15 protein-coding genes are annotated in these 21,532 nt (G+C 35.4%); 5 read left to right on the top strand and 10 right to left on the bottom strand.

What is annotated here, in order from left to right; all coding sequences use genetic code 11:
- Window positions 1-75: 75 nt before the first annotated feature.
- Complete coding sequence (locus tag ACWV26_RS00780; RefSeq protein ID WP_455896513.1) at window positions 76-1,140, bottom strand: nitric oxide synthase oxygenase; 1,065 nt, start codon at window positions 1,138-1,140, stop codon at window positions 76-78.
- Window positions 1,141-2,094: 954 nt separating this feature from the next.
- Here ACWV26_RS00780 and ACWV26_RS00775 point away from each other — a divergent pair.
- A complete protein-coding gene (locus tag ACWV26_RS00775; RefSeq protein WP_455896512.1) occupies window positions 2,095-3,579 on the top strand; it encodes a catalase in 1,485 nt (494 codons plus the stop codon).
- Between the two features lie 205 nt (window positions 3,580-3,784).
- Here the strand turns inward: ACWV26_RS00775 and ACWV26_RS00770 are convergent, their stop codons facing one another.
- Window positions 3,785-4,960: an MFS transporter gene (locus tag ACWV26_RS00770; RefSeq protein ID WP_455896511.1), complete on the bottom strand. Its 1,176-nt coding sequence runs from the start codon at window positions 4,958-4,960 to the stop codon at window positions 3,785-3,787.
- A 167-nt stretch (window positions 4,961-5,127) separates the two neighbouring features.
- Between ACWV26_RS00770 and ACWV26_RS00765 the strand changes: the two genes are divergently transcribed.
- Window positions 5,128-6,012, top strand: coding sequence for a LysR substrate-binding domain-containing protein (locus ACWV26_RS00765; protein ID WP_455896510.1), 885 nt, complete (start codon window positions 5,128-5,130; stop codon window positions 6,010-6,012).
- 63 nt (window positions 6,013-6,075) lie between these two features.
- On the opposite strand, the gene ACWV26_RS00760 is transcribed toward ACWV26_RS00765, so the two are convergent.
- Window positions 6,076-7,005 (bottom strand): AEC family transporter, encoded by a 930-nt coding sequence (locus tag ACWV26_RS00760; protein WP_455896509.1) that lies wholly within the window; start codon window positions 7,003-7,005, stop codon window positions 6,076-6,078.
- A 55-nt stretch (window positions 7,006-7,060) separates the two neighbouring features.
- On the bottom strand, window positions 7,061-8,638 hold the full coding sequence (locus ACWV26_RS00755; protein ID WP_455896508.1) for a sensor domain-containing diguanylate cyclase: 1,578 nt from the start codon (window positions 8,636-8,638) through the stop codon (window positions 7,061-7,063).
- A gap of 746 nt (window positions 8,639-9,384) precedes the next feature.
- Between ACWV26_RS00755 and ACWV26_RS00750 the strand changes: the two genes are divergently transcribed.
- Complete coding sequence (locus ACWV26_RS00750) at window positions 9,385-9,723, top strand: heme oxygenase (protein WP_455896507.1); 339 nt, start codon at window positions 9,385-9,387, stop codon at window positions 9,721-9,723.
- 73 nt (window positions 9,724-9,796) lie between these two features.
- Here ACWV26_RS00750 and ACWV26_RS00745 read toward each other — a convergent pair whose 3' ends face one another.
- From ACWV26_RS00745 to ACWV26_RS00730, 4 genes are all read right to left on the bottom strand, one after another.
- Window positions 9,797-10,663: an SDR family oxidoreductase gene (locus tag ACWV26_RS00745; protein WP_455896506.1), complete on the bottom strand. Its 867-nt coding sequence runs from the start codon at window positions 10,661-10,663 to the stop codon at window positions 9,797-9,799.
- 123 nt (window positions 10,664-10,786) lie between these two features.
- Window positions 10,787-11,557: a C40 family peptidase gene (locus tag ACWV26_RS00740; RefSeq protein WP_455896505.1), complete on the bottom strand. Its 771-nt coding sequence runs from the start codon at window positions 11,555-11,557 to the stop codon at window positions 10,787-10,789.
- Between the two features lie 294 nt (window positions 11,558-11,851).
- The gene (locus ACWV26_RS00735; RefSeq protein ID WP_455896504.1) at window positions 11,852-13,717 is read right to left on the bottom strand and encodes an ABC transporter ATP-binding protein; all 1,866 of its coding nucleotides are present in this window, start codon (window positions 13,715-13,717) and stop codon (window positions 11,852-11,854) included.
- The gene (locus ACWV26_RS00730) at window positions 13,714-15,447 is read right to left on the bottom strand and encodes an ABC transporter ATP-binding protein (protein WP_455896503.1); all 1,734 of its coding nucleotides are present in this window, start codon (window positions 15,445-15,447) and stop codon (window positions 13,714-13,716) included. Before ACWV26_RS00730 ends, ACWV26_RS00735 begins: the two co-directional genes overlap by 4 nt.
- A gap of 292 nt (window positions 15,448-15,739) precedes the next feature.
- Between ACWV26_RS00730 and ACWV26_RS00725 the strand changes: the two genes are divergently transcribed.
- On the top strand, window positions 15,740-16,933 hold the full coding sequence (locus tag ACWV26_RS00725) for a class I SAM-dependent rRNA methyltransferase (protein WP_455896502.1): 1,194 nt from the start codon (window positions 15,740-15,742) through the stop codon (window positions 16,931-16,933).
- A gap of 281 nt (window positions 16,934-17,214) precedes the next feature.
- Entirely contained in the window at window positions 17,215-18,492 is a 1,278-nt protein-coding gene (locus ACWV26_RS00720) for a hypothetical protein (protein WP_455896501.1), read from the top strand.
- Window positions 18,493-18,884: 392 nt separating this feature from the next.
- On the opposite strand, the gene ACWV26_RS00715 is transcribed toward ACWV26_RS00720, so the two are convergent.
- On the bottom strand, window positions 18,885-20,429 hold the full coding sequence (locus ACWV26_RS00715) for a glycosyltransferase (RefSeq protein WP_455896500.1): 1,545 nt from the start codon (window positions 20,427-20,429) through the stop codon (window positions 18,885-18,887).
- Window positions 20,410-21,507 (bottom strand): glycosyltransferase, encoded by a 1,098-nt coding sequence (locus tag ACWV26_RS00710; RefSeq protein WP_455896499.1) that lies wholly within the window; start codon window positions 21,505-21,507, stop codon window positions 20,410-20,412. Before ACWV26_RS00710 ends, ACWV26_RS00715 begins: the two co-directional genes overlap by 20 nt.
- Window positions 21,508-21,532 lie beyond the last annotated feature (25 nt).

Genomic DNA, 21,532 nt, shown 5'->3' with positions numbered 1-21,532 from the left:
AAAGGAGCAACAATACGTTTGCTCCCTTTTCATTTAATTTTTAGATTATTTACGCCAGGGCAACCCTCAAATATTTCAATAAGGACTTTTCTGATAAGAATATGATGGAGACTTTTTCGTATTATCAAATGGTTTGTGGAAGATATACGTTGTAGCAGGTGACAAGGGTGGAATCAGCCATGTCCAATTGCCCGTAACATCACGATTTGCAGATTCTTCATTTGCTTCAAATCGTTTAAATTGTTGCGCAGCAGTATGATGGTCCACAATACTTACACCGTCTTCCTTAAAAGAATGAAGTACTGCAACATTGAGCTCCACTAACGCACGGTCTTTCCATAGACTTGAGTTCGAAGACGTATTTAATCCCATTTTCTCTGCAATAATCGGTAATTGATTGTAGCGAGATTCATCTGCCAAGTTACGAGCACCGATTTCAGTGCCCATATACCATCCGTTAAAAGGAGCAGCTGCATAGACGATCCCCCCTACCTCAAGCTTCATAGAAGAAATCATAGGCACAGCATACCATTTCAACTGTAAACTTTCGAACCACTCAAATTCAGGGTGACGTAAAGACACTTCTTTTATATAACTTTTTGGAATTTCAAAGATACGAGGTTCTCTATCCCCAATCTGTATAACAAGTGGCAATACATCAAACTGTCCACCTTTTCCTTGCCAACCTAATTCAATACACTTCTTTGTAAAAACAATGGAATCAGTATCTCCAATTACAGATCCATCTTCTTGCTCATAACCAGCATAACGAATTAACTGATGGTTCCAAATACGAACCTTTTCTGGTTCAAAGATGGAAATAGTCGGCCGTATTTTCCCTTTATTTGTAGCAAACTCAATATGTTCTAAAAGTTTTTCATAAATGGCTTCTTCATCTACTATTTCTCGTTGATCCTTTACTTGTAACGTTTGCCAAAATAAGCGCCCAATACACTTATTACTATTTCGCCAAGCTACTTTTGCACCAAATTCTAGCTCATTTGTCGTATGAGAATAACTCCCATGCTCTGAAATTTGTTGTTCCACTTCTTTAAGCCGCTGTTCCAACTGCTCTTTTGGCAAACTCTTCTCAGCATAATACATCTTTATAAAATCAATTGCCTTATTTAACATTGGCATTTTCTTATCAGAAACCTCCTACTTAAAAACTTCAATACCTCTATCATAAATGAAATATTTTAACTAAAAAATATGTAGATTAGATACTGATTTACGTTTCAGAATTCTCAAAATGAATAGAAGTTCCTGAGATGAGCTTTTACTAATATCCAGTTCATCTAGTTACTTATCGTTCTCTGTTGAATACAAAAAGAGGTGTTTCATTTCGACTTTATAATGATACATCGTCATTTTTTTATCTTTATCGAGAGAATTTAAATTAAATTCCCATTTTCTAATATCAATTGGAGATAAAATACTGGATACAAACATAAATATGGTAATGGTAAACGGTACGAATGCACTTGTTGCTACAATCGACTGAACAATCAACAATTAGATTTTATACTGTTTTAGAGAGACTTCAAGCTGGACAATTCATCTGCTTGCTACTCTCCTTTTATAGTTAGCTCACAAACTGTTTAGGGAGTATGAAAGTTTAATCACTAACCAATTTCTCTTTTCATCAATTTATTATTATTTCATAAATATGTAAATTCACGCTTTCAAAGATTCATGACTTCCAATACCTTTAACACTATTTTCAATTAAGGCCTATTTTATAGTTAAATTGATAATTATAATTATTATAATATGCAATTAATTACTTTATTTTTAAATTAATGAGAAGATTGATTGAATAAATTCATTTCTTATTCTCATCAGCTTCTCATATTATAAATAACACTATAAATAACATAATACTTGAAATTCAATTGTTTCTATTTTGTGTCTTATGAGCGCATATATCAACTTATATAGTACTTTAACAGTCGGATATTTTATATCATATACTTTAAAGTAAAAATTACTAAAATAGAATTATTATAATTTACATTTAATTATCGGTCTGTTATAGTTATGTTCAAAGAGGTAATTCTAAGAAATTATTAACTTATTAGGAGGAATCATTTCATGACAAATAGTCACAACAAAAAGTTAACTACTGCCGCTGGTGCTCCTGTTGTAAGTAATACAAACTCTATGACTGCAGGTAAGCGTGGTCCGGTACTATTACAAGACGTTTGGTTGATTGAAAAATTAGCAAACTTTAACCGTGAAGTTATTCCAGAACGTCGTATGCACGCTAAAGGTTCAGGTGCTTTCGGAACATTTACAGTTACTCACGATATTACAAAATATACAAAAGCAGCTATCTTCTCGAAAGTTGGTAAGAAAACAGATATGTTCGCTCGTTTCTCAACAGTAGCAGGCGAACGCGGTGCAGCTGATGCTGAACGTGATATCCGTGGTTTTGCATTGAAATTCTACACAGAACAAGGTAACTGGGACTTAGTTGGTAACAACACGCCTGTTTTCTTCTTCCGTGATGCAATGCACTTCCCTGATTTAAACCATGCCGTAAAACGCGATCCACGTACGAATATGCGTTCAGCAAATAACAACTGGGACTTCTGGACAAACCTTCCTGAAGCATTACATCAAATTACTTATGTAATGGGCGATCGCGGTATCCCAACGGATTACCGCCATATGCATGGTTTTGGTTCTCACACCTATTCAATGATCAATGCAGAAAACGAACGTGTATATGTAAAATTCCACTTCAAAACACAACAAGGAATTCAAAATCTAACAGATGAAGAGTCTGCAGAAGTGATCGCAAAGGACCGTGAATCCTCACAACGCGACCTATATGAAGCAATCGAACGTGGGGAGTTCCCTAAATGGACAATGTACATCCAAGTCATGACAGATGAACAAGCAAAAAATCATCCTGATAATCCATTTGACTTAACAAAGGTTTGGTACAAAAAGGATTATCCACTAATTGAAGTGGGTGAATTCGAATTAAATCGCAACCCAGCGAACTACTTTGCAGAAGTAGAACAAGCTGCATTCGCACCTTCAAACGTAGTTCCTGGCATTAGCTTCTCACCAGACCGTATGTTACAAGCACGTCTATTTGCATATGCTGACGCTGCACGTTATCGTTTAGGTGTAAATCACAGCTTAATTCCAGTAAACGCTCCAAAATGCCCAGTTCACAACTTCCACCGCGATGGTGCAATGCGTACAGATGGCAACTTAGGCAGCACTTTACACTATGAGCCAAACAGCTACGGTGAATGGCAAGAACAACCAGAATTCAAAAACCCAAGCGAAGAAGCAGGTCCAGCAGATATCTACGACTTCCGCGAAGATGATGATAATTACTTTGAACAACCAGGTAAATTATTCAACATCATGAGCCCAGATGAACAACAACGTTTATTTGAAAATACAGCTCGTAATATGGAAGGCGTAGAAGATTTCATCAAAGAACGTCATATTATCCACTGCTACAAAGCAGATCCTAAATATGGTGAAGGCGTTGCAAACGCAATGGGCATCGATATTAACACAATCGATGTATTAAAAGAAGTTCAATACCACTAAAATTCTTTAAAATATTAATTCGACAATTATCCACAATTAAAAAAGACTGTAGACAACGGAAATTTGTCTACAGTCTTTTTTGGATTAAATAGTATGGGTTTACTATTTATTAATAAAATGAATTTATTAGCATCAGCAATGCGATTTACTATTCAATCATTAAACAGTCAACAGCATTGCCGTAGATTAAAATTAATAAAATATATTATTTCGCGTTAGCCTTTTTACTACGTGTCACTAACAGATAGATAAGGAATGTAACAACGATGACAAATAAAGCGACTAAATACATTTTACTGTATCCTATATTTTTTGCAACGATTCCAAGTGCAAAAGCACCAACAGCCATACCTAAGTCCATTGCATTGAAGAATACAGAGTTGGCAATACCAACACGATGTTTTTCAACAGAACTAATAATTTGCGCTTGGAATACTGGTGTAACAGAACCGTAGCCGATACCTATAAGAATACCTGCTAAAATCATTAAGAAACCAGTAAGCGGTAATTGTAAGACGAACATACCAATCCCAAAAATAATGATACATGGCACAACGATTACCTTTGGTCCATAAACATCGGAATATTTACCAGTAAATGGACGTAACACAATCATAAACACAGCGTAAACGATGAAAAATGTACTTGCAGCAGCAACTAAATCTAATTCTTTTGCGTATAGAGATAAGAATGCAGATACACATGAATAGGCAATAGCCAATAAGAATGTTGGAACCGCATAGGGAATCGTATTCTTATCAAGAATATCATTCCAAGAGAATTTATGTTTTTCTTTAGTTGAAGATGTAGATTCTAATTTAGGCACTTTAAGTGTTACAGCTAATACAATGTTGATTGCGGAAAGAAGGATACATAAAATAAAACTAGTTGTATACATATCTAAATTAGCTAAGTTTAAACCAATTACCGGACCAAATACCATCGCTAACCCCATAGCAAGTGAGAAGTAACTTATACCTTCTCCACGTCTAGATGCAGGAATAAGTTCAGCGCTGATTGTTCCTTTAACTGTTGTGATCACACCAAATGTGAAACCATGCAAAACACGTAAAACTAAGATGGCCCATAGTGAATTCGTGAACAGATATAAGACACATCCAACTAAAAAGGCGATTGCAGAGTAAATTAGAATTTTCTTTTGATTACCCTTTTCTACCCATTTCCCAGCTATTGGTCGAATAACGATAGCTGCAAAAAGGAATAATGTAAGAATAAGTCCAGCTTTATCTGCTCCTGCATTTAGCTTTTCTACTAAGAGTAGTGGCAAAGCAGTTATTAGGATATAAAATACTAAGAAAATAAAGAAGCTTATTACTGTTATATTTATAAAGTCTTTTGTCCACAACTTTTCTTTTGTCATAAAAAATCCTCCTATTAAATTTTGATAGAATGTTGTAAAAGACCAGCATTCATACGAAAAATCAGTACGGATATTATTATACGCCCTCTTGCTATGTATAAATAATTGTGTTTATCATAGTAACTATGCATAATTGTAATATCAAGTATTATTATGGAGGAAACCCGATGGAATGGTATCAACTACATTACTTTCAAACATTAGCTAAGACAGAAAATATTACACGAGCATCAGAACTCTTAAGTTTATCTCAGTCTGCGCTTAGTCGTTCTATTGCACGTCTAGAAACAGAAATAGGAGTTCCTTTATTTGAGAGAGAAAGTAGAGGAGTAAAGCTTAATCGCTATGGTAGATTATTTTTAGAACATGCTACGAATGCACTTCTTGAAATTGACACTGCTAAAAAGCAAATTAACGATTTAGTAGATCCGCTCAGTGGGACAATTGAGTTAGCTTTTATCCAAACGCTTGGCTCAAGCTATATTCCTGAGTTGATTAGACTCTTCCAACTACAATTTCCGAATATAAAATTCCGATTGTACCAAGACATTACTCAAAAGATTATGAATCAGGTTGAAACAAATAGCATTGACATTGGATTTTGTTCCCCCTCTAGTACATATGAAGGCATTTCAACTTTGACAATATTGGAAGAAGAATTAGTACTTATAGTACCTAAAAGCCATAAATTTAGTGATAAAAAGGAGATTGATTTATTTGAAGTTGCACAAGATGATTTCATTTTATTTAAGGAAGAAACTGCTCTAAGAGATGTAATTGAGGAACTTTGTAAACAAGCTGGCTTCTATCCTAAAGTAGTTTTTGAAGGGATCGATGAAAAAACAATAGTTGATCTAGTTAGTGCTAATTTTGGTGTAGCATTAGTTCCGATTGCTTTGACACTCAACCAAGAAAAAGTCTCATCTATTAAGATAAATCATCCAAAATGTACTCGTGTAACAAGGATGATTTGGCGAAATCAAGGCTATACTTCGCCTGCTGTACAGCATTTTATTCACTTCGTTACTGAATATGCACAACAAAAAAAATAGTAAGGAAAAGTCCCCTACTATTTTTTCTTTGCACTTTAGATAAAATTTTTAATAGCTATAAACCTACACATATAATAATTTAGCTATATAAATCACAATAGTCACGGTAATACAACTAACGAGCGTTGTAAAAAGAACGTTTTGTGCGGCAAGATCTGGCTCAACATCATATTCAAGCGCAAGTGATGAGCTGTTTCGTGATGTTGGAAAAGAACTAGCAATAAGCAATGATTGTGCGACAACTCCATCGAATCCGAAAATTTTAATCCACAATAATGCAAGTAATGGCCCTAAAAGTAAACGACCGAGACAACTCATATAAAGCGTTTTATTAAACATTGAGCTAAACTTAATTTTTGATAACTGTGCTCCTAAAGTAAGAAGAGCAATTGCTACAAACGCTTCTGCCATGTGTCCAATAGAAATAGACAAAAACTGCGGCAATTGAATATGTAATACATTTAAAATAATACCAAGTATTAAACCATGTACGATGGGTAATTTAAAAATACTTTTCGCAATCCCCCATCCCGTTTTTGTAGTAGAGATTAAATTATATAATCCATATGTATATGTAGTTAAATTTTGATAAATGACCATGATAATTTGAATAGCAGTTCCAAGTGGTTGAGTATGAAATACCATCTGACTGACAGGTATGCCATAATTCCCAGAATTAATAAGGACAATACTATTTTTGAAAATAGCTGCTTCCTTCTTTTCAAGCTTTAACATCTTACTAATAATTGTACTAACAATCATCAAACTTATGCTAAAAGCTAATAAATAGACTAAGATTTTCCCCAAGACTAGCGGATTTACCTTTGTTTCGTAAATGTTTAAAAATACTGCAGCTGGCATTAAACAATAAGTAATTAAATTAGACAACGCTTTCAAATTAAATTGAAATTTGCGTTGCATAATGCCGCCTACAATAAGTAAAACTAGAATAGGAGCCACAACTTGAAAGAATACTAAACTTAAATAACTCACTTTTCTCTTCCTCCTTTTTATTCCTCCTCTATTTCCCATGAAACCCCAACTATTTTTATCTAGTTGGGGTTAAACTATTCGCCATTATAACGCGATTTCTCCCTTGTTCTTTTGCCTGATATAAGTATTTGTCGGCTTGTTCAATTACCTCTGCAGCAGTGCATGAAGCTTCTCTATATTCTGAAACGCCAGCTGATATCGTTATTGCTTTACCTGTTGGGCTGGTTGAATTTTCTAGATCTTTACGTAAAATATCTGCAACTTGAAAGGCATTTTCACTTGTTGCATTTGGTAAGAGAACTATAAACTCCTCACCACCATATCGGCAACAAAGATCAGTTGCCCTTGTAGCAGCCTTCATTTTAAAGGATAAGTATTGTAAAACTTTATCCCCTTCACCGTGTCCGTACGTATCATTGACGGATTTAAAATGATCAATATCCATTAAAATAAGTGAAAATGGTATTTTAGCTGTTATCATTTCCTCCATTTTGGCATCTAATGTCCGTCGATTCGTCAATCCTGTTAACGGATCGGTTGTTGATTGGTCCATAAAGAAGTTCACTTGTTCGTGCAAAAAGGTCAAGCTTCGAATCAATGCATTTTTTAGTTGAACGACTTCATAATACCAAGCAGGTACAGTAGATAATTTCTTTCCTTCATCCCTTTTCATACTACTCTCTGTTAATTCGGCTAATCGCTGTAAGGGTCTAGCAATTTTAATAGATGCCCAAATAATGATGGCTAAAGTAATGAGCAGTAATGGTAATGCTACATAGAGCATTTCTTTTACCATATTTTCTGCAGGCTGTAACGCGATTTCCGTTGTTATTTGTGAAACCACTCCCCAGCCAGCAGTATCCACTGTTGAATAGCCAGCTAGCATATCTACACCTTTGGAATTGGTCACTCTTTGAGCACCAGTGATATTGTGATTCATTACTTTTTTTACAACTGCATTGTTCTTTACTACATCATTTATACGTGAATGATCTTCGTGATATATAATTCGCCCATTTCGATCAACTACATAAACATATGAACCATCGTCATAAAAGTGTTTTCCTAATAGCTCATACAAAATATTATCCTCTTCCAAATAAATGGTTCCGCCTACAAGACCTAAATATTTACCCGTTTTATCAAAAATTGGTGCAGAAATATAGATTAACTCCCGACCTGTAATTCCTTTATATGGATCTGAAATCATTGGCTTTTGTTCTCTTATGGCATCTTTAATCGCCTTAGATGTTAATGTTTTTCCTTTAATATGTAGTGTTTGTGGAGAGGTAGAAAGTACCCTTCCATCTTTAGCAACTATCGAAATTGAGTTGAATGTATTGGTTTGCATCCTAAGACGTTCTGCTTCTGTATTTAGTTTTTCTTCGTTGTCTATGTATTTAGCAATTGTATTTGAATTAAAAACCAGCGTTTGAAGTGTTTCTTTTAAATAATTATTTGCCGTTGTAGCAAGCTTTTCTGCATAAACTCTGTTTGTTTCAAGTGTGTTATTCATCAATGTTTCATTGTTCATGCGATAACTACTCCATAGACTACTTGCAATCGTTAAGATAAACGCTAAAATCACAACACCAATAATTAGATGTTGCAGTTTAAGTTGAGACTTTTTCATTTATTCCTCTCTTATTCACTGTTTTTCTTCTATTCTACCTGACTGAGTCAATTTCATAAATGTATTTCTAATTTAGGAACAAGAAATTTCTTATATATTGAGATTTTTTATTTTTAGATTAAAAGATTAATTTATGCATAGAAAAAGCTAAACTGATTTCCTCTCATCAGTCTAGCTTTTTCTATTTATTAAGCATAAAAACGGTTTATTGTATCATCATAATCATCATCTAAATCGTCATTTATAAATCCTAATAACCATAGTATTTTTTTAAACATCCAACCATCCCCTTAACATGTACATACATTCGCTAATACGGTTGACTAATGTTCTGAATATTCTTTACTTATATTTTACATGAAATTAATATTAAACACTAACATTATGTCCATATTATTAGAAGAGGCTTGTTAAACCTAATTTTTTTATTATTTTTTAGTGATTTTATTGCATTTAATAAGCTAACATTTTATAATACTATCCAATTGGAATATTGAAGTTAAGAGCTTCTTATTTTGATAGCTGACATTTCATGAGTGTTAGCAGGTTTATAATTTTTGCTACAATCCTTTTAAGGTTATATATTTGTAGGGCAAAAATGAAGAACTCTCCTATTTGACACTGGTATCCACCCCTCAATGGCTACTGGTGTTTTTTGTTTTATTCGAAGTTCTCATTTGCATTCATTGATTAAAATAAGATACGCTATTTTTGAATAGATATCATTTAAAAAGGAGCGATTTTCCATGTATGTAGTAACGAACCGTATTAAAGTGAAAAAAGGATTTGCAGAAAAGATGGCGCCAAACTTCACGCGTCCTGGTGCATTACAATCTTTTGAAGGATTTATAAAAGTTGAAGTTGCAGTTTGCAAAGATTTTGAAGAGTACGATGAAATGAGCGTTAATATGTATTGGGAAAATCTTGATGGCTTCAAAAAATGGCGTGAAAGTGATGCATTTAAACAAGCTCATAAACGCCCTGAAGCAAAAACTGGTGAAGCGCCAAAAGAATCCCCATTATTAGGTAGCCAAATTGTTGTAGCAGAAATCGTATCAAGTATTGGTACAGCTACTAAAGCTTAATATGTACAACAAAGCTCTAGTAAGATGACTAAGTATCTTACTAGAGCCCTTTTTATTTGTTATATCTTTTCGTTTATGAATTCATAATTGATCCGCCATTAACGTGAATGCATTGTCCTGTCATATAACTTCCTTCATCTGAAGCAAGTAATACATAGGCGCCCACCAATTCACGTGGTTGTCCAGGACGCTTCATAGGTGTATCTGTTCCGAATACTTCTACTTGATTAGCATCGAATGTAGATGGGATTAGTGGTGTCCAAATGGGCCCAGGTGCTACCATATTCACACGAATGCCTTTTCCTGCTACATTTTGCGCAAGCGCTCTTGTAAAACTTGCGATTGCACCTTTTGTAGCAGAATAATCAATTAATTGGTCATGCCCCTTATACGCCGTAATAGAAGTAGTGTTAATAATTGAGCTGCCTTCTTTTAAATGTGGGATTGCATGCTTACTTAAATAAAACGCAGGATCAATATTAGTTGCAAATGTCTTATGCCACTGCTCCGTTGTTATATCTGTGAAGTTTTTCACCGGATACTGTACTGCTGCATTACTCACAACAATATCAATTTTACCAAATTGTTTCAAGGTTTGATCTACTATTTCTTTACAAGTTTCCTCTTTCGAAACATCTCCTGGAATAAGTAAACATGTAACCGATTCCTGTTCTACAAGTTTCTTCGTCTCATTAGCATCTTCATGCTCCTCTAAATAATTGATAACAAGATTGGCCCCTTCTTTTGCAAAGGCAATCGCCACTGCTCGTCCAATTCCAGAGTCCCCTCCTGTAATAATAGCTACGCGGTCTTTAAGCTTATTACTTCCTATATAATCAAATGGTTGAATGGGAGCAGGATTCATAATTGACTCAATACCTGGCTGTTTACTTTGCGTTTGTGCGGGTTGTCCACCTTTTTGTTGCTTGCTGATATCCATTTCAAATAACCTCCTTGTTTTTTCTATATTCATCCATTACCATCTCCCAGTGAAATTAAACATGAAAAAAAGCCATACCCTTTATCCGTTTTGGATAAAAAGTATGACTCTACAATTCTTTTATTATAGTGAACCGTAACCAATTACACGTGCTGCCCAGTAACTACCTTTTGCTACACTTTGGAATTGAACTTTGTTACCAGCTGCATGTAACACTTGTCCATTTCCCGCATAGATTCCTACATGCGTAATCGTATTACTACTTGGTGTTGCACCAAAGAAGATTAAATCGCCAACATCTGGGCTACTTACTCGTTTTGTAACAGCATATTGTGAACGACTGCTATGAGGTAGTGAACCGTAACCTGCTTTTTTGTAAACATATGCTGTAAATCCTGAGCAGTCAAATCCTGATGGTGACATACCGCCCCATACGTAGGGTACACCAAGATATTGTCTTCCAACACTAATAACGTTACTGCCTGCTACTGCATTTGAAACTTTTTTAGTTTTTGTATATTTTTTTAAATAAGTGGCTGAAACCCATCCTGTTTTGCCTTTATATTTTACTTTATACCATTTTTTATTACTTACTGTTTTCTTATATGTAGCTGTTACAACTGCACCTTTTTTTAAGGTCATAATTCTTTTATATTTAGTTGAAGCACCTTTTCTCATGTTAAGTGCTGCTTTTGTTTTATATTTACCTGAGATCTTAATTGCTTTTGAGCTAGATACAGTGGTAATGTTTTTTGAAGGTTGATCTATGTTAGTTTTTGCTTGTGCTTGGAATGTATGATGTGGAGCTGCACCTAGTAATGTGCTAAGTCCTAATGTTAATGTCAATGTACTGGCGGTAATGGTCTTTACAATTTTACTCTTGTTTATTTTCATATGTATGTTAATCCCCCGTCAATTTTATTTTTGTTAATTTTTGATGTATTCGATGAATTATATTGTTTTCTTATTAACTTACCTACCTAATGTTACGGAAATTGCTGGGAAGAAACAATGGGATTTCATTTACAAAGCTATTACTTTTTATTACAAATAATACAATGTGACATAAATTTGCATGCTTTTTAATATTTTAGTAATCTTTATGTATATTTTTTCCATTATTGAATTTAAAAAAAGCACGTCAAAAGCTCCTTTAAGCTTTCGACATGCTTTTTAAATATCAATTATCTATCCAGCGTCTTTTTGATTATTTGCAAATTGACTATTATATAGCTCTGCGTAGAATCCGTTTCTTTCAATTAATTCCTTGTGATTCCCTTGCTCAATAATTTTCCCATGATTCATCACAAGTATTAAATCTGCATCACGAATGGTTGATAGACGATGAGCAATGATGAAGCTTGTTCGATTATGCATTAAGTGATCCATTGCTTTTTGAATTTGAATTTCTGTTCGTGTATCAATGCTACTTGTCGCTTCATCTAAAATAAGTATTGCTGGATTTGCGAGTATTGCGCGTGCAATTGTTAATAGTTGCTTTTGCCCTTGAGAAATATTTGATGCTTCTTCATTTAATACTGTATCGTATCCATCAGTAAGAGTTCGGATAAAATGATCTGCGTGTGCTGCCTTGGCTGCATTGATGATTTCCTCTTCCGTCGCATTATATTTGCCATAAGCTATATTCTCTCGAATTGTATTATTGAATAGCCATGTTTCTTGAAGAACCATGCCAAATAATCCACGGAGTTCTTCTCTTTTTAACTCTATTGTATTAATCCCATCGATTTCAATCTTTCCTTTGTTAATTTCATAAAACCGCATAAGTAAGTTAATTAACGTTGTTTTACCAGCACCTGTTGGTCCAACAATTGCTACTCTTTGCCCCGGTTTAACATGTATTGTCATATCTTCAATAAGTGGTTCATCCTTTGAATAACTAAATGAAACATGATCAAATACCACTTCCCCTTTCGGAGATGGGATTTGTTTCGGTTGTTTAGGGTCTGGAATTTCCTCTGGTTCATCCAATATTTCAAAAACACGTTCTGCACTGGCTATTGTTGATTGAATAACATTTGCGATATTGGCTGTTTGTGCAATAGGCTGACTAAATTGTCTTGCATATTGAATAAAAGCTTGAATATCACCAATTTCGATTGCCCTTTTTGTAACCATTACGCCACCTACTGCCACTACTAATAAGTATCCGATATTATTGATAAACATCAATATTGGCATCATTAATCCTGACATGAATTGTGCTTTCCAGCTTGCTTGATACAGTATTTCATTTGTTTCCTCAAATTTTTCGATAGACTTTTTCTCTTGTCCGAAAGCTTTTATTACTTTATGCCCCGTAAACATTTCTTCTACATGTCCATTTAGTTGACCAAGTGATTTCTGCTGGCTTTTAAAATAGCCTTGTGACTTTTTGGCGATGTTCATAATACTTATAAAACTTAATGGAAGTGTTAATAGTACGATTAGTGTCATGATTGGACTAATCGTTAGCATCATGACGATAACACCAATTATTGTAATGATTGATGTTATGAGTTGGGTTAAACTTTGCTGTAATGTTGAACTTATATTATCAATATCATTTATTGCTCGACTAAGTATTTCACCATGCTTACGAGAATCAAAGTATTTTAGTGGCAAACGATTTAGCTTATCCACCACTTCATTACGCAAATTATAAACGGTCTTTTGAGCTACTCCGGCCATTATATATTGTTGCAAATAGCCGAAAATGAAGCTTACTATATATAGCCCTATTAATAGAAGAATAATTTGGCCAATATAGCCAAAGTCTATTTTTGCTCCCGGTACTCCTTTTAACTTCATCATCAATCCTTCGAAGAGTTTCGTTGTCGCATTCCCCATTATTTTCGGACTGACAATAGAAAAGATTGTACTAACAACTGCTGCTAGCAACACGGATAGTAATTGGAGTTTATACGGCTTAAGATAGCCAATTAATCTTCTTAATGTCCCTTTAAAATTTTTGGCCTTTTGAGGAGGCATTCCAAATCCACCAGGTCCCCCTCTTCGCTTATGAGTGTTTGTTTCTTTATACTCTTTACTCATGCGATTTCCCCCTCAGATAACTGTGACGTAACAATTTCACGGTAAGTCGCACATGTATCCATCAACTCTTTGTGTTGTCCAATTCCAGCGATTTCTCCATTATCTAGAACAATAATTTGATCTGCATCCATAATCGTTGTTACACGCTGAGCAATGATTAACATTGAAGAAGTGGTATTGGATGTTTCTTCCCTTAATGCCTTTCTAAGCTTGGCGTCTGTTTTAAAATCCAATGCGGAAAAACTATCATCAAATAGATAAATTTCTGGTTTCCTTATTAATGCACGTGCAATCGATAGTCTCTGTTTTTGTCCTCCTGAGACATTCGTACCTCCTTGGACAATGGTTGTGTTGAATCCATCTGGCATATCTTTAATAAACTCAATTGCTTGAGCTACATTTGCTGCATGCTCAACTTCATAATCTGTAGCATCCTCTTTGCCGAATCTAATATTTTCTGATATCGTTCCAGAAAATAATTGAGCCTGTTGCGGTACATATCCAATCTTTTTTCGAAGATATTCTTGTGACATATTACGAATATTTACTCCATCCACCAAAACTTCTCCATGATTCACATCATAAAAACGAGGGATTAAGTGAATAAGTGTTGATTTACCTGAGCCAGTCCCCCCGATAATAGCAGTTACTTCTCCCGGATTCATCTTAAAAGAGATATTGGAAATGGCAGGCATTTCTGCTCCAGGATAACTAAACGTTACGTCGCGAAATTCTACTATGCCTCTTTCAACATCTGATTCTACTGTTACCGTTGAATCCTTTATATCATAATTTGTATTTAGTACTTCATTAACCCTCATTGCTGATACAGAAGCTCTTGGAACCATTACAAACATCATAGAAAGCATGACAAAAGAGAACATGATTTGCATTGCGTATTGTATAAACGCCATCATATCACCAACTTCCATATGACCATTACTGATTCTAATGCCTCCAAACCAAATGATTGCTACTGTGGTTAGATTTAGAATAAGCATCATAACTGGCATCACAAAAGCCATATGTTTATTGACCTTAATAGCGGTTTGAGTAAGATCAAAGTTTGCCTCATCAAAACGTTTTTCCTCATGACTTACTCTGTTAAATGAACGAACAACACGAATCCCGGTTAAGTTTTCTCTTAATACTCGATTGAGCGTATCTAATTTTGACTGCATTTTTTTAAATAATGGCATCACACTTTTTGCAATGACGATAATCGTCAGTATTAATATCGGGATAGCTACAGCTAATACCAACGTTAACTTAACATCTTTTGATAATGCCATAATAATTCCACCAATACACATCATTGGAGCACTAATCATCATCCTCAAAATCATGATTAGTACTTGTTGTATCTGTGCTATATCATTCGTCGTTCTCGTGATTAAAGAAGCTGTTCCTAGCTGGTCAAATTCTTGTAATGAAAAATTTTCTGTATGATTAAAAACTTTAGATCTCAACGATTTACTAAATCCAGATGCCACTTTCGAAGAATAAAAGCTAGCAATAATAGAACAAATCATGCCCACTACTGCAACAACAAGCATGATACCGCCAATTTTCCAGATATAATGCGTATCCCCTTTCACAACACCATGATCGACGATATCAGCCATTAAGGTAGGCAAATATAGTTCAGATAATGATTGTAGGAAAATAAGAACTAAAACAATAAAGATTGAAAACTGGAACGGTTTAAGAAATTTGCTTAATTTAATCATCTTGTATCAATCCTTTACCAGTATTAGATGAATTTTTTTGTACCTTATCTAAACAATTTGCTTGCTTTTTCCTCCATTCCTTTAAATCTAAAAGTTTGGTAATCTCATTATTTGCGTTTTTAAGTATATGGGAATCATGATTTCTTCGTCAATTTATAAGGGAGAGGACTTCATGAAAAACAAAATAGGCATTAATTAATGAAACTATGGATAAGCTGGTATAGACTTAACTTCGCTTTTCTGAGTAAAAAATGCGATAATGAGGGAAACGAAAAACGTGAAGGATGACAAGATGACAACTCATACATTACGAGTAGACCCTAAATATGTTTACGATTTAAAAAAAGGATATTCATTAATTTTAAAAGACGCAATTCAAAATAAAGAATTATTAGAAGAAGAAGGCGACATCATTCGCTTAGTTGACCAACATAACCACTATATCAGTACTGGTTATTACGGCAATCAGAACAAAGGGATTGGTTGGGTTCTAACAACAAAAGAACATGAGCAAATCGATCAAGCCTTTTTTAATAAGAAGATAGCCATTGCACTATCTCATCGCGAAGACTTTTTCAAGGACAAAGATACTACTGCTTTTCGTATCTTCAACGGTGAGGGTGACGGTATTGGTGGATTAACCATTGACTATTTCGATGGTTACTATATGGTAAGCTGGTATAGTGAAGGAATTTATACATTTAGAGAACATGTATACAACGCACTAAATGAACTCGTCGAATATAAAGGAATCTATGAAAAAAAACGCTTTGATACAAAGGGACAGTATATTGACCAAGATGATTTTGTAATGGGTACAGAGGGAGATTTCCCTATTATCATAAAAGAAAATGGCATGAATTTTGCCATTAATTTAAACGATGGTGCAATGACAGGTATTTTCCTCGATCAACGTGATGTTCGTCGTGCGATTCGAGATCATTATGCAGATGCTACAAAAATGTTAAATACTTTCTCTTATACTGGTGCATTTTCAGTAGCTGCTGCATTAGGTGGTGCTGCAAAAACGACTAGTGTTGACTTAGCAAAACGTAGTCTAGCAAAAACAATCGAACAATTTAGTGTGAATGGCATCGATTATGAAGCTCAAGATATTAAAGTAATGGATGTTTTCCATTACTTTAAATATGCCGTACGACATGAATTGAAATTTGATTTAGTTGTTCTCGATCCACCAAGTTTCGCACGTACGAAAAAAATGACTTTTTCTACTGCAAAGGACTATCCAAAATTATTAGCTGATGCTATTGCAATTACTGAAAAGAACGGAATCATTGTTGCTTCAACAAATAACGCAAGCTTCGGTATGAAAAAGTTTAAATCCTTTATCGATCAAGCCTTTAAAGACATGAATATAAAATATAAAATTGTTGATCAATTTGGATTGCCCAAAGATTTCCGAGCTAATCGTGATTTTCCAGAATTTAATTATTTGAAAGTAGTTTTTATTAAAAAGTTAAGTTAATAACAATTTGCACAAACGACTGTTCTAAAAGAGCAGTCGTTTTTTATTAGCTCTTTTCCTTACATTCTTATTCTTATACTCTTTTTTGGAGGCAATACAAAATTAATGTTCATCTATCTTTTAAATCTTAATGTTTTATTTAGAGATAATTGCCCCGTTCTGATAGGTTCAAAGTGAATAGGATACTATGATTGGAGGTGAGAAAATGAGTTCAGAAAGAAGAAGATGTAATTCTTGCAATAGATATTTATGTATTTGTGGTGAGGAAGAAGATGTAATTCGTGGAACTAGAGGGCCTAGAGGATTTATGGGCAAAACTGGTGCTACTGGACGTACTGGACGTACTGGACGTACTGGGCGTACTGGTGCTACTGGTGCTACTGGCGCTACTGGACGTACTGGTGCTACTGGTGCTACTGGTGCTACTGGTGCTACTGGACGTACTGGTGCTACTGGACGTACTGGCGCTACTGGTGCTACTGGTGCTACTGGACGTACTGGCGCTACTGGTGCTACTGGTGCTACTGGACGTACTGGCGCTACTGGTGCTACTGGTGCTACTGGTGCTACTGGACGTACTGGCGCTACTGGCGCTACTGGTGCTACTGGTGCTACTGGTGCTACTGGTGCTACTGGACGTACTGGCGCTACTGGTGCTACTGGACGTACTGGCGCTACTGGTGCTACTGGTGCTACTGGTGCTACTGGACGTACTGGCGCTACTGGTGCTACTGGTGCTACTGGTGCTACTGGACGTACTGGCGCTACTGGCGCTACTGGCGCTACTGGTGCTACTGGTGCTACTGGTGCTACTGGACGTACTGGTGCTACTGGTGCTACTGGTGCTACTGGACGTACTGGCGCTACTGGTGCTACTGGTGCTACTGGTGCTACTGGACGTACTGGCGCTACTGGCGCTACTGGTGCTACTGGTGCTACTGGTGCTACTGGACGTACTGGTGCTACTGGTGCTACTGGTGCTACTGGACGTACTGGCGCTACTGGTGCTACTGGACGTACTGGCGCTACTGGTGCTACTGGACGTACTGGCGCTACTGGTGCTACTGGACGTACTGGCGCTACTGGTGCTACTGGACGTACTGGTGCTACTGGTGCTACTGGACGTACTGGTGCTACTGGTGCTACTGGTGCTACTGGACGTACTGGTGCTACTGGTGCTACTGGACGTACTGGTGCTACTGGACGTACTGGTGCTACTGGTGCTACTGGTGCTACTGGACGTACTGGTGCTACTGGTGCTACTGGTGCTACTGGACGTACTGGTGCTACTGGTGCTACTGGTGCTACTGGACGTACTGGTGCTACTGGACGTACTGGTGCTACTGGTGCTACTGGTGCTACTGGACGTACTGGTGCTACTGGACGTACTGGCGCTACTGGATCCTCATCAAATTCTCCATATGCTTATATTCGTCGCAATAGTGATCAAAGATTATCTAGCTCAAGTCCATACGTCAATTGGCAAAACTTTGATGGAACAACAGGTATCACGATCGACTCCTCAAGAATTATCATTCTTAACGCTGGATTCTATCTAGTCAATGCCTTTGTTAACTTTGATGGAACAAGTGCGTTTGTATTAGAATTAAATGGTTCCGAAATTTCACCATCAACACTATACTCTCAAAGAGACGGTATTACAATGTCAATAATACAAAATATTCCAGCTAATTCTACACTTAGACTGAAGTTTAAAGGAGACGAAGAAACGATTAATTCCGATTGCATAAATGGAGATCACTCCGTTTCTGCTGCAATTACTATTATTAGGATTTCTAACAATTAATCTTCTTTTAATATTTAGGTGTATGCTATATGCATACACCTTTTTAAATGATTTAGCATATATTTTCTTTAAAAAAAAGTTACCTTAAATACTAATCTAAGATTTAGTATTTAAGATAACTTTTAGTTTTTTTGTAAAGTTTACTCATTCTTCCCAAGGAATCAATTTTGGATTTTCGTCCATTATCGAGAGATATTGTTGTATGTTACCATATTTTGACTCCGGGTCTAATGCTTGGTATCGCTTAAATTTTGCTAAACGTTCTTCAGAATTGATCCAACCTAGATGTTTAATCCGTAAATCACTAATACTATTGGGTAATTCAAATATATTTTCAGGAAAACGGCCACAGTGTAAAGGTACTTCATTCCAGGTATAGTTAACTTCTTTACGATATCTTACAAGAAATGGACGATAGATTTGATGTGCTTGCCAAAATTCGTCCTCTCTGTAATGGGTTGAATTCCAAAAGTCATATAGTCTAAAACTATATACATCAAAATCATCTTGTTCTAGTAACTGTTGAACTTCCTTTGCAAAGCTATCCTCAAAAATTTCATCAGCATCTAGATTGATAATCCAGTCTGGATTCGTACTAATCGTTTCTTCCCATTGTTGTCTGCGAAGTGATACCTCATTAGCGAATTTTGACTTTTTATTTCTCACTAAGCGAACAGGAATATCCTTTAAAATTTCTAAACAGATCTCTACAGTATCATCTGTACTTGCATCATCAATTATGACTGCTTCGTCGATATAATTTAGATGTGATTTGAGCACTTGTTTAAGGAAACGTCCACTTTCATTTTTTACTATCATTGAAAGAGTTAGTTTTGGTTTACGTTTAGTAACTTCTATTTTGGAGAGGGGGCTTTCAGTTTTCCAATTCATTCTATATGATTCTACTTTCTGCAAGTCAGAATCCCTATATAGATGCAATGGTGGAACATGCGTATCTACATGCAATGATAGGCCGAGTGCACAAGCCCTTATACAAAAATGTCGATCTTCTCCCCAGAACGATAAATTTTTAATCTGCTTAAAGTTCACACCAGCTTGCAGCGCATTTCGACTAATTAACGTACACGCCCCTAAACCACCGACCTCATAAACACCTGGTGTACGCATTTTTGATATAAATTGTTGGTAACGCACAACAACTTCTTCTTCTGAAAGTGTTTCTCCACGTTGTTGTACCCATTGCTTATATTCATCAGAAATCCATACTTGAGGTTGTTCATCTGCATGGGTTTCCCATTTTGTCCAGAAAACTTCTGATATGATATCCTTATTCGCTTTTAATAGATAATTAATTGTCTCTGGATGTAAGATTAAGTCTGAATCAACGAGAAACAGATAATCATAATCCTCTTCCATCGCTTTATCTATCATTTTGTTTTTATATTCTGCTACTTTCCAAATTAACTGTTCATTCCAATAATGTCTTTGGTCATCTCGAACATAGACATTTATATCTTCTGCATATTCAATACTTGTGCAGTCATTACTGTTTTTAAAATCTCGTAAATATTCTTTCGATAGTGGATCTTCATTATTGTCTATAAAAAAGTAGTTGAGATAATAATGTTCATTTTGTAATTTTGCGATAGTTGATAAAAACTCTTTAAGTATAGCAGGCTTCTGATGTATAGGAGATCCCAGTAATATTTTAGGCTTGTTGGATGTCATCTTTATCACCTCGCCCTAAGACTGTTTCTAGATATTTTTTATTATGGAGAATACTTTTATCTTTTGGGCGGTAACCTCTAGCCACCTCATTATGATAATAAGCAAGTTCGTAATTACCAAGTCGATCATAACATACACATAATTGTAAATTTGGAAGCCATGTATAATCTTCAGTATTTACCATACCTCCATTATCCTCCTGATCATATTCAATTGCAGCCTTAAACCAATAAATGGCTGGTTGAAATTCTTCTTTATTCATAAAAAAGAACCCAAGACGGCAACACATTTCAGGACGAGGCTTATCATAACGAAATGATCTAAGGATAGAATCTACTTCCTTTTCTGTATTACCAATATTATGGTAGCAGTCAGCCAGTCTACCGCATGATGATATATTATCTTCGATCCACCCTTTATTGGTTTCCAAAAATTTCTCATAATAGTTAATCGCACTGCCTATCATTTGATGGTCCATTAACTCATTGGCAAAATAAAACAAATCACGTGGTGTAAACTCTTCTTGCCTAGCAAGCTTTTTCTCATATATCAAAATATTACGATTCGTATCATGATGAATACTTTTATGCGTAATGGCAATATCACTTGAAATAACGTTTCCCCAAACCTCTATATATTCGTGAACAGCACCTATCCATTTAAATGAGCAACTTCTCTTCAACAATCGATTTCTCTTTAATTTAGATGTCACATTTCCAAATTCATCAGCCCCCAAGTGATAATCCATCATAACTGAATCTACATCTGTACTCAACGAATTCTTTAATTCCATTAGTAATTTTCGGTCTTTTTCTAAGATTTCATCATCTGCATCAAGCCAAAGAATATAATCCATGGTCGCTTGATCAAAGGAAAAATTCCGTGCCTTTGCAAAATCTTCTACCCATTTAAAATCAAAAATTCTGTCTGTGTATAAACTCGCAATCTCTTTTGTTTTATCTGTAGAACCTGTATCTACAATATTGATTTCATCAACAATGTCTTTTGAAGAATCAAGACATCGTGCAAGCGTATCTTCTTCATTTTTTACTATCATACAAAGACTAATTGTAATCATTTTGAGCATCCCTTCTCATTTATTT

This window comes from Rummeliibacillus sp. JY-2-4R (genome assembly GCF_053847205.1).
The sequence above is the reverse complement of the archived record's forward strand: the minus strand, read 5'-3'. Positions and strand labels throughout refer to the sequence as shown.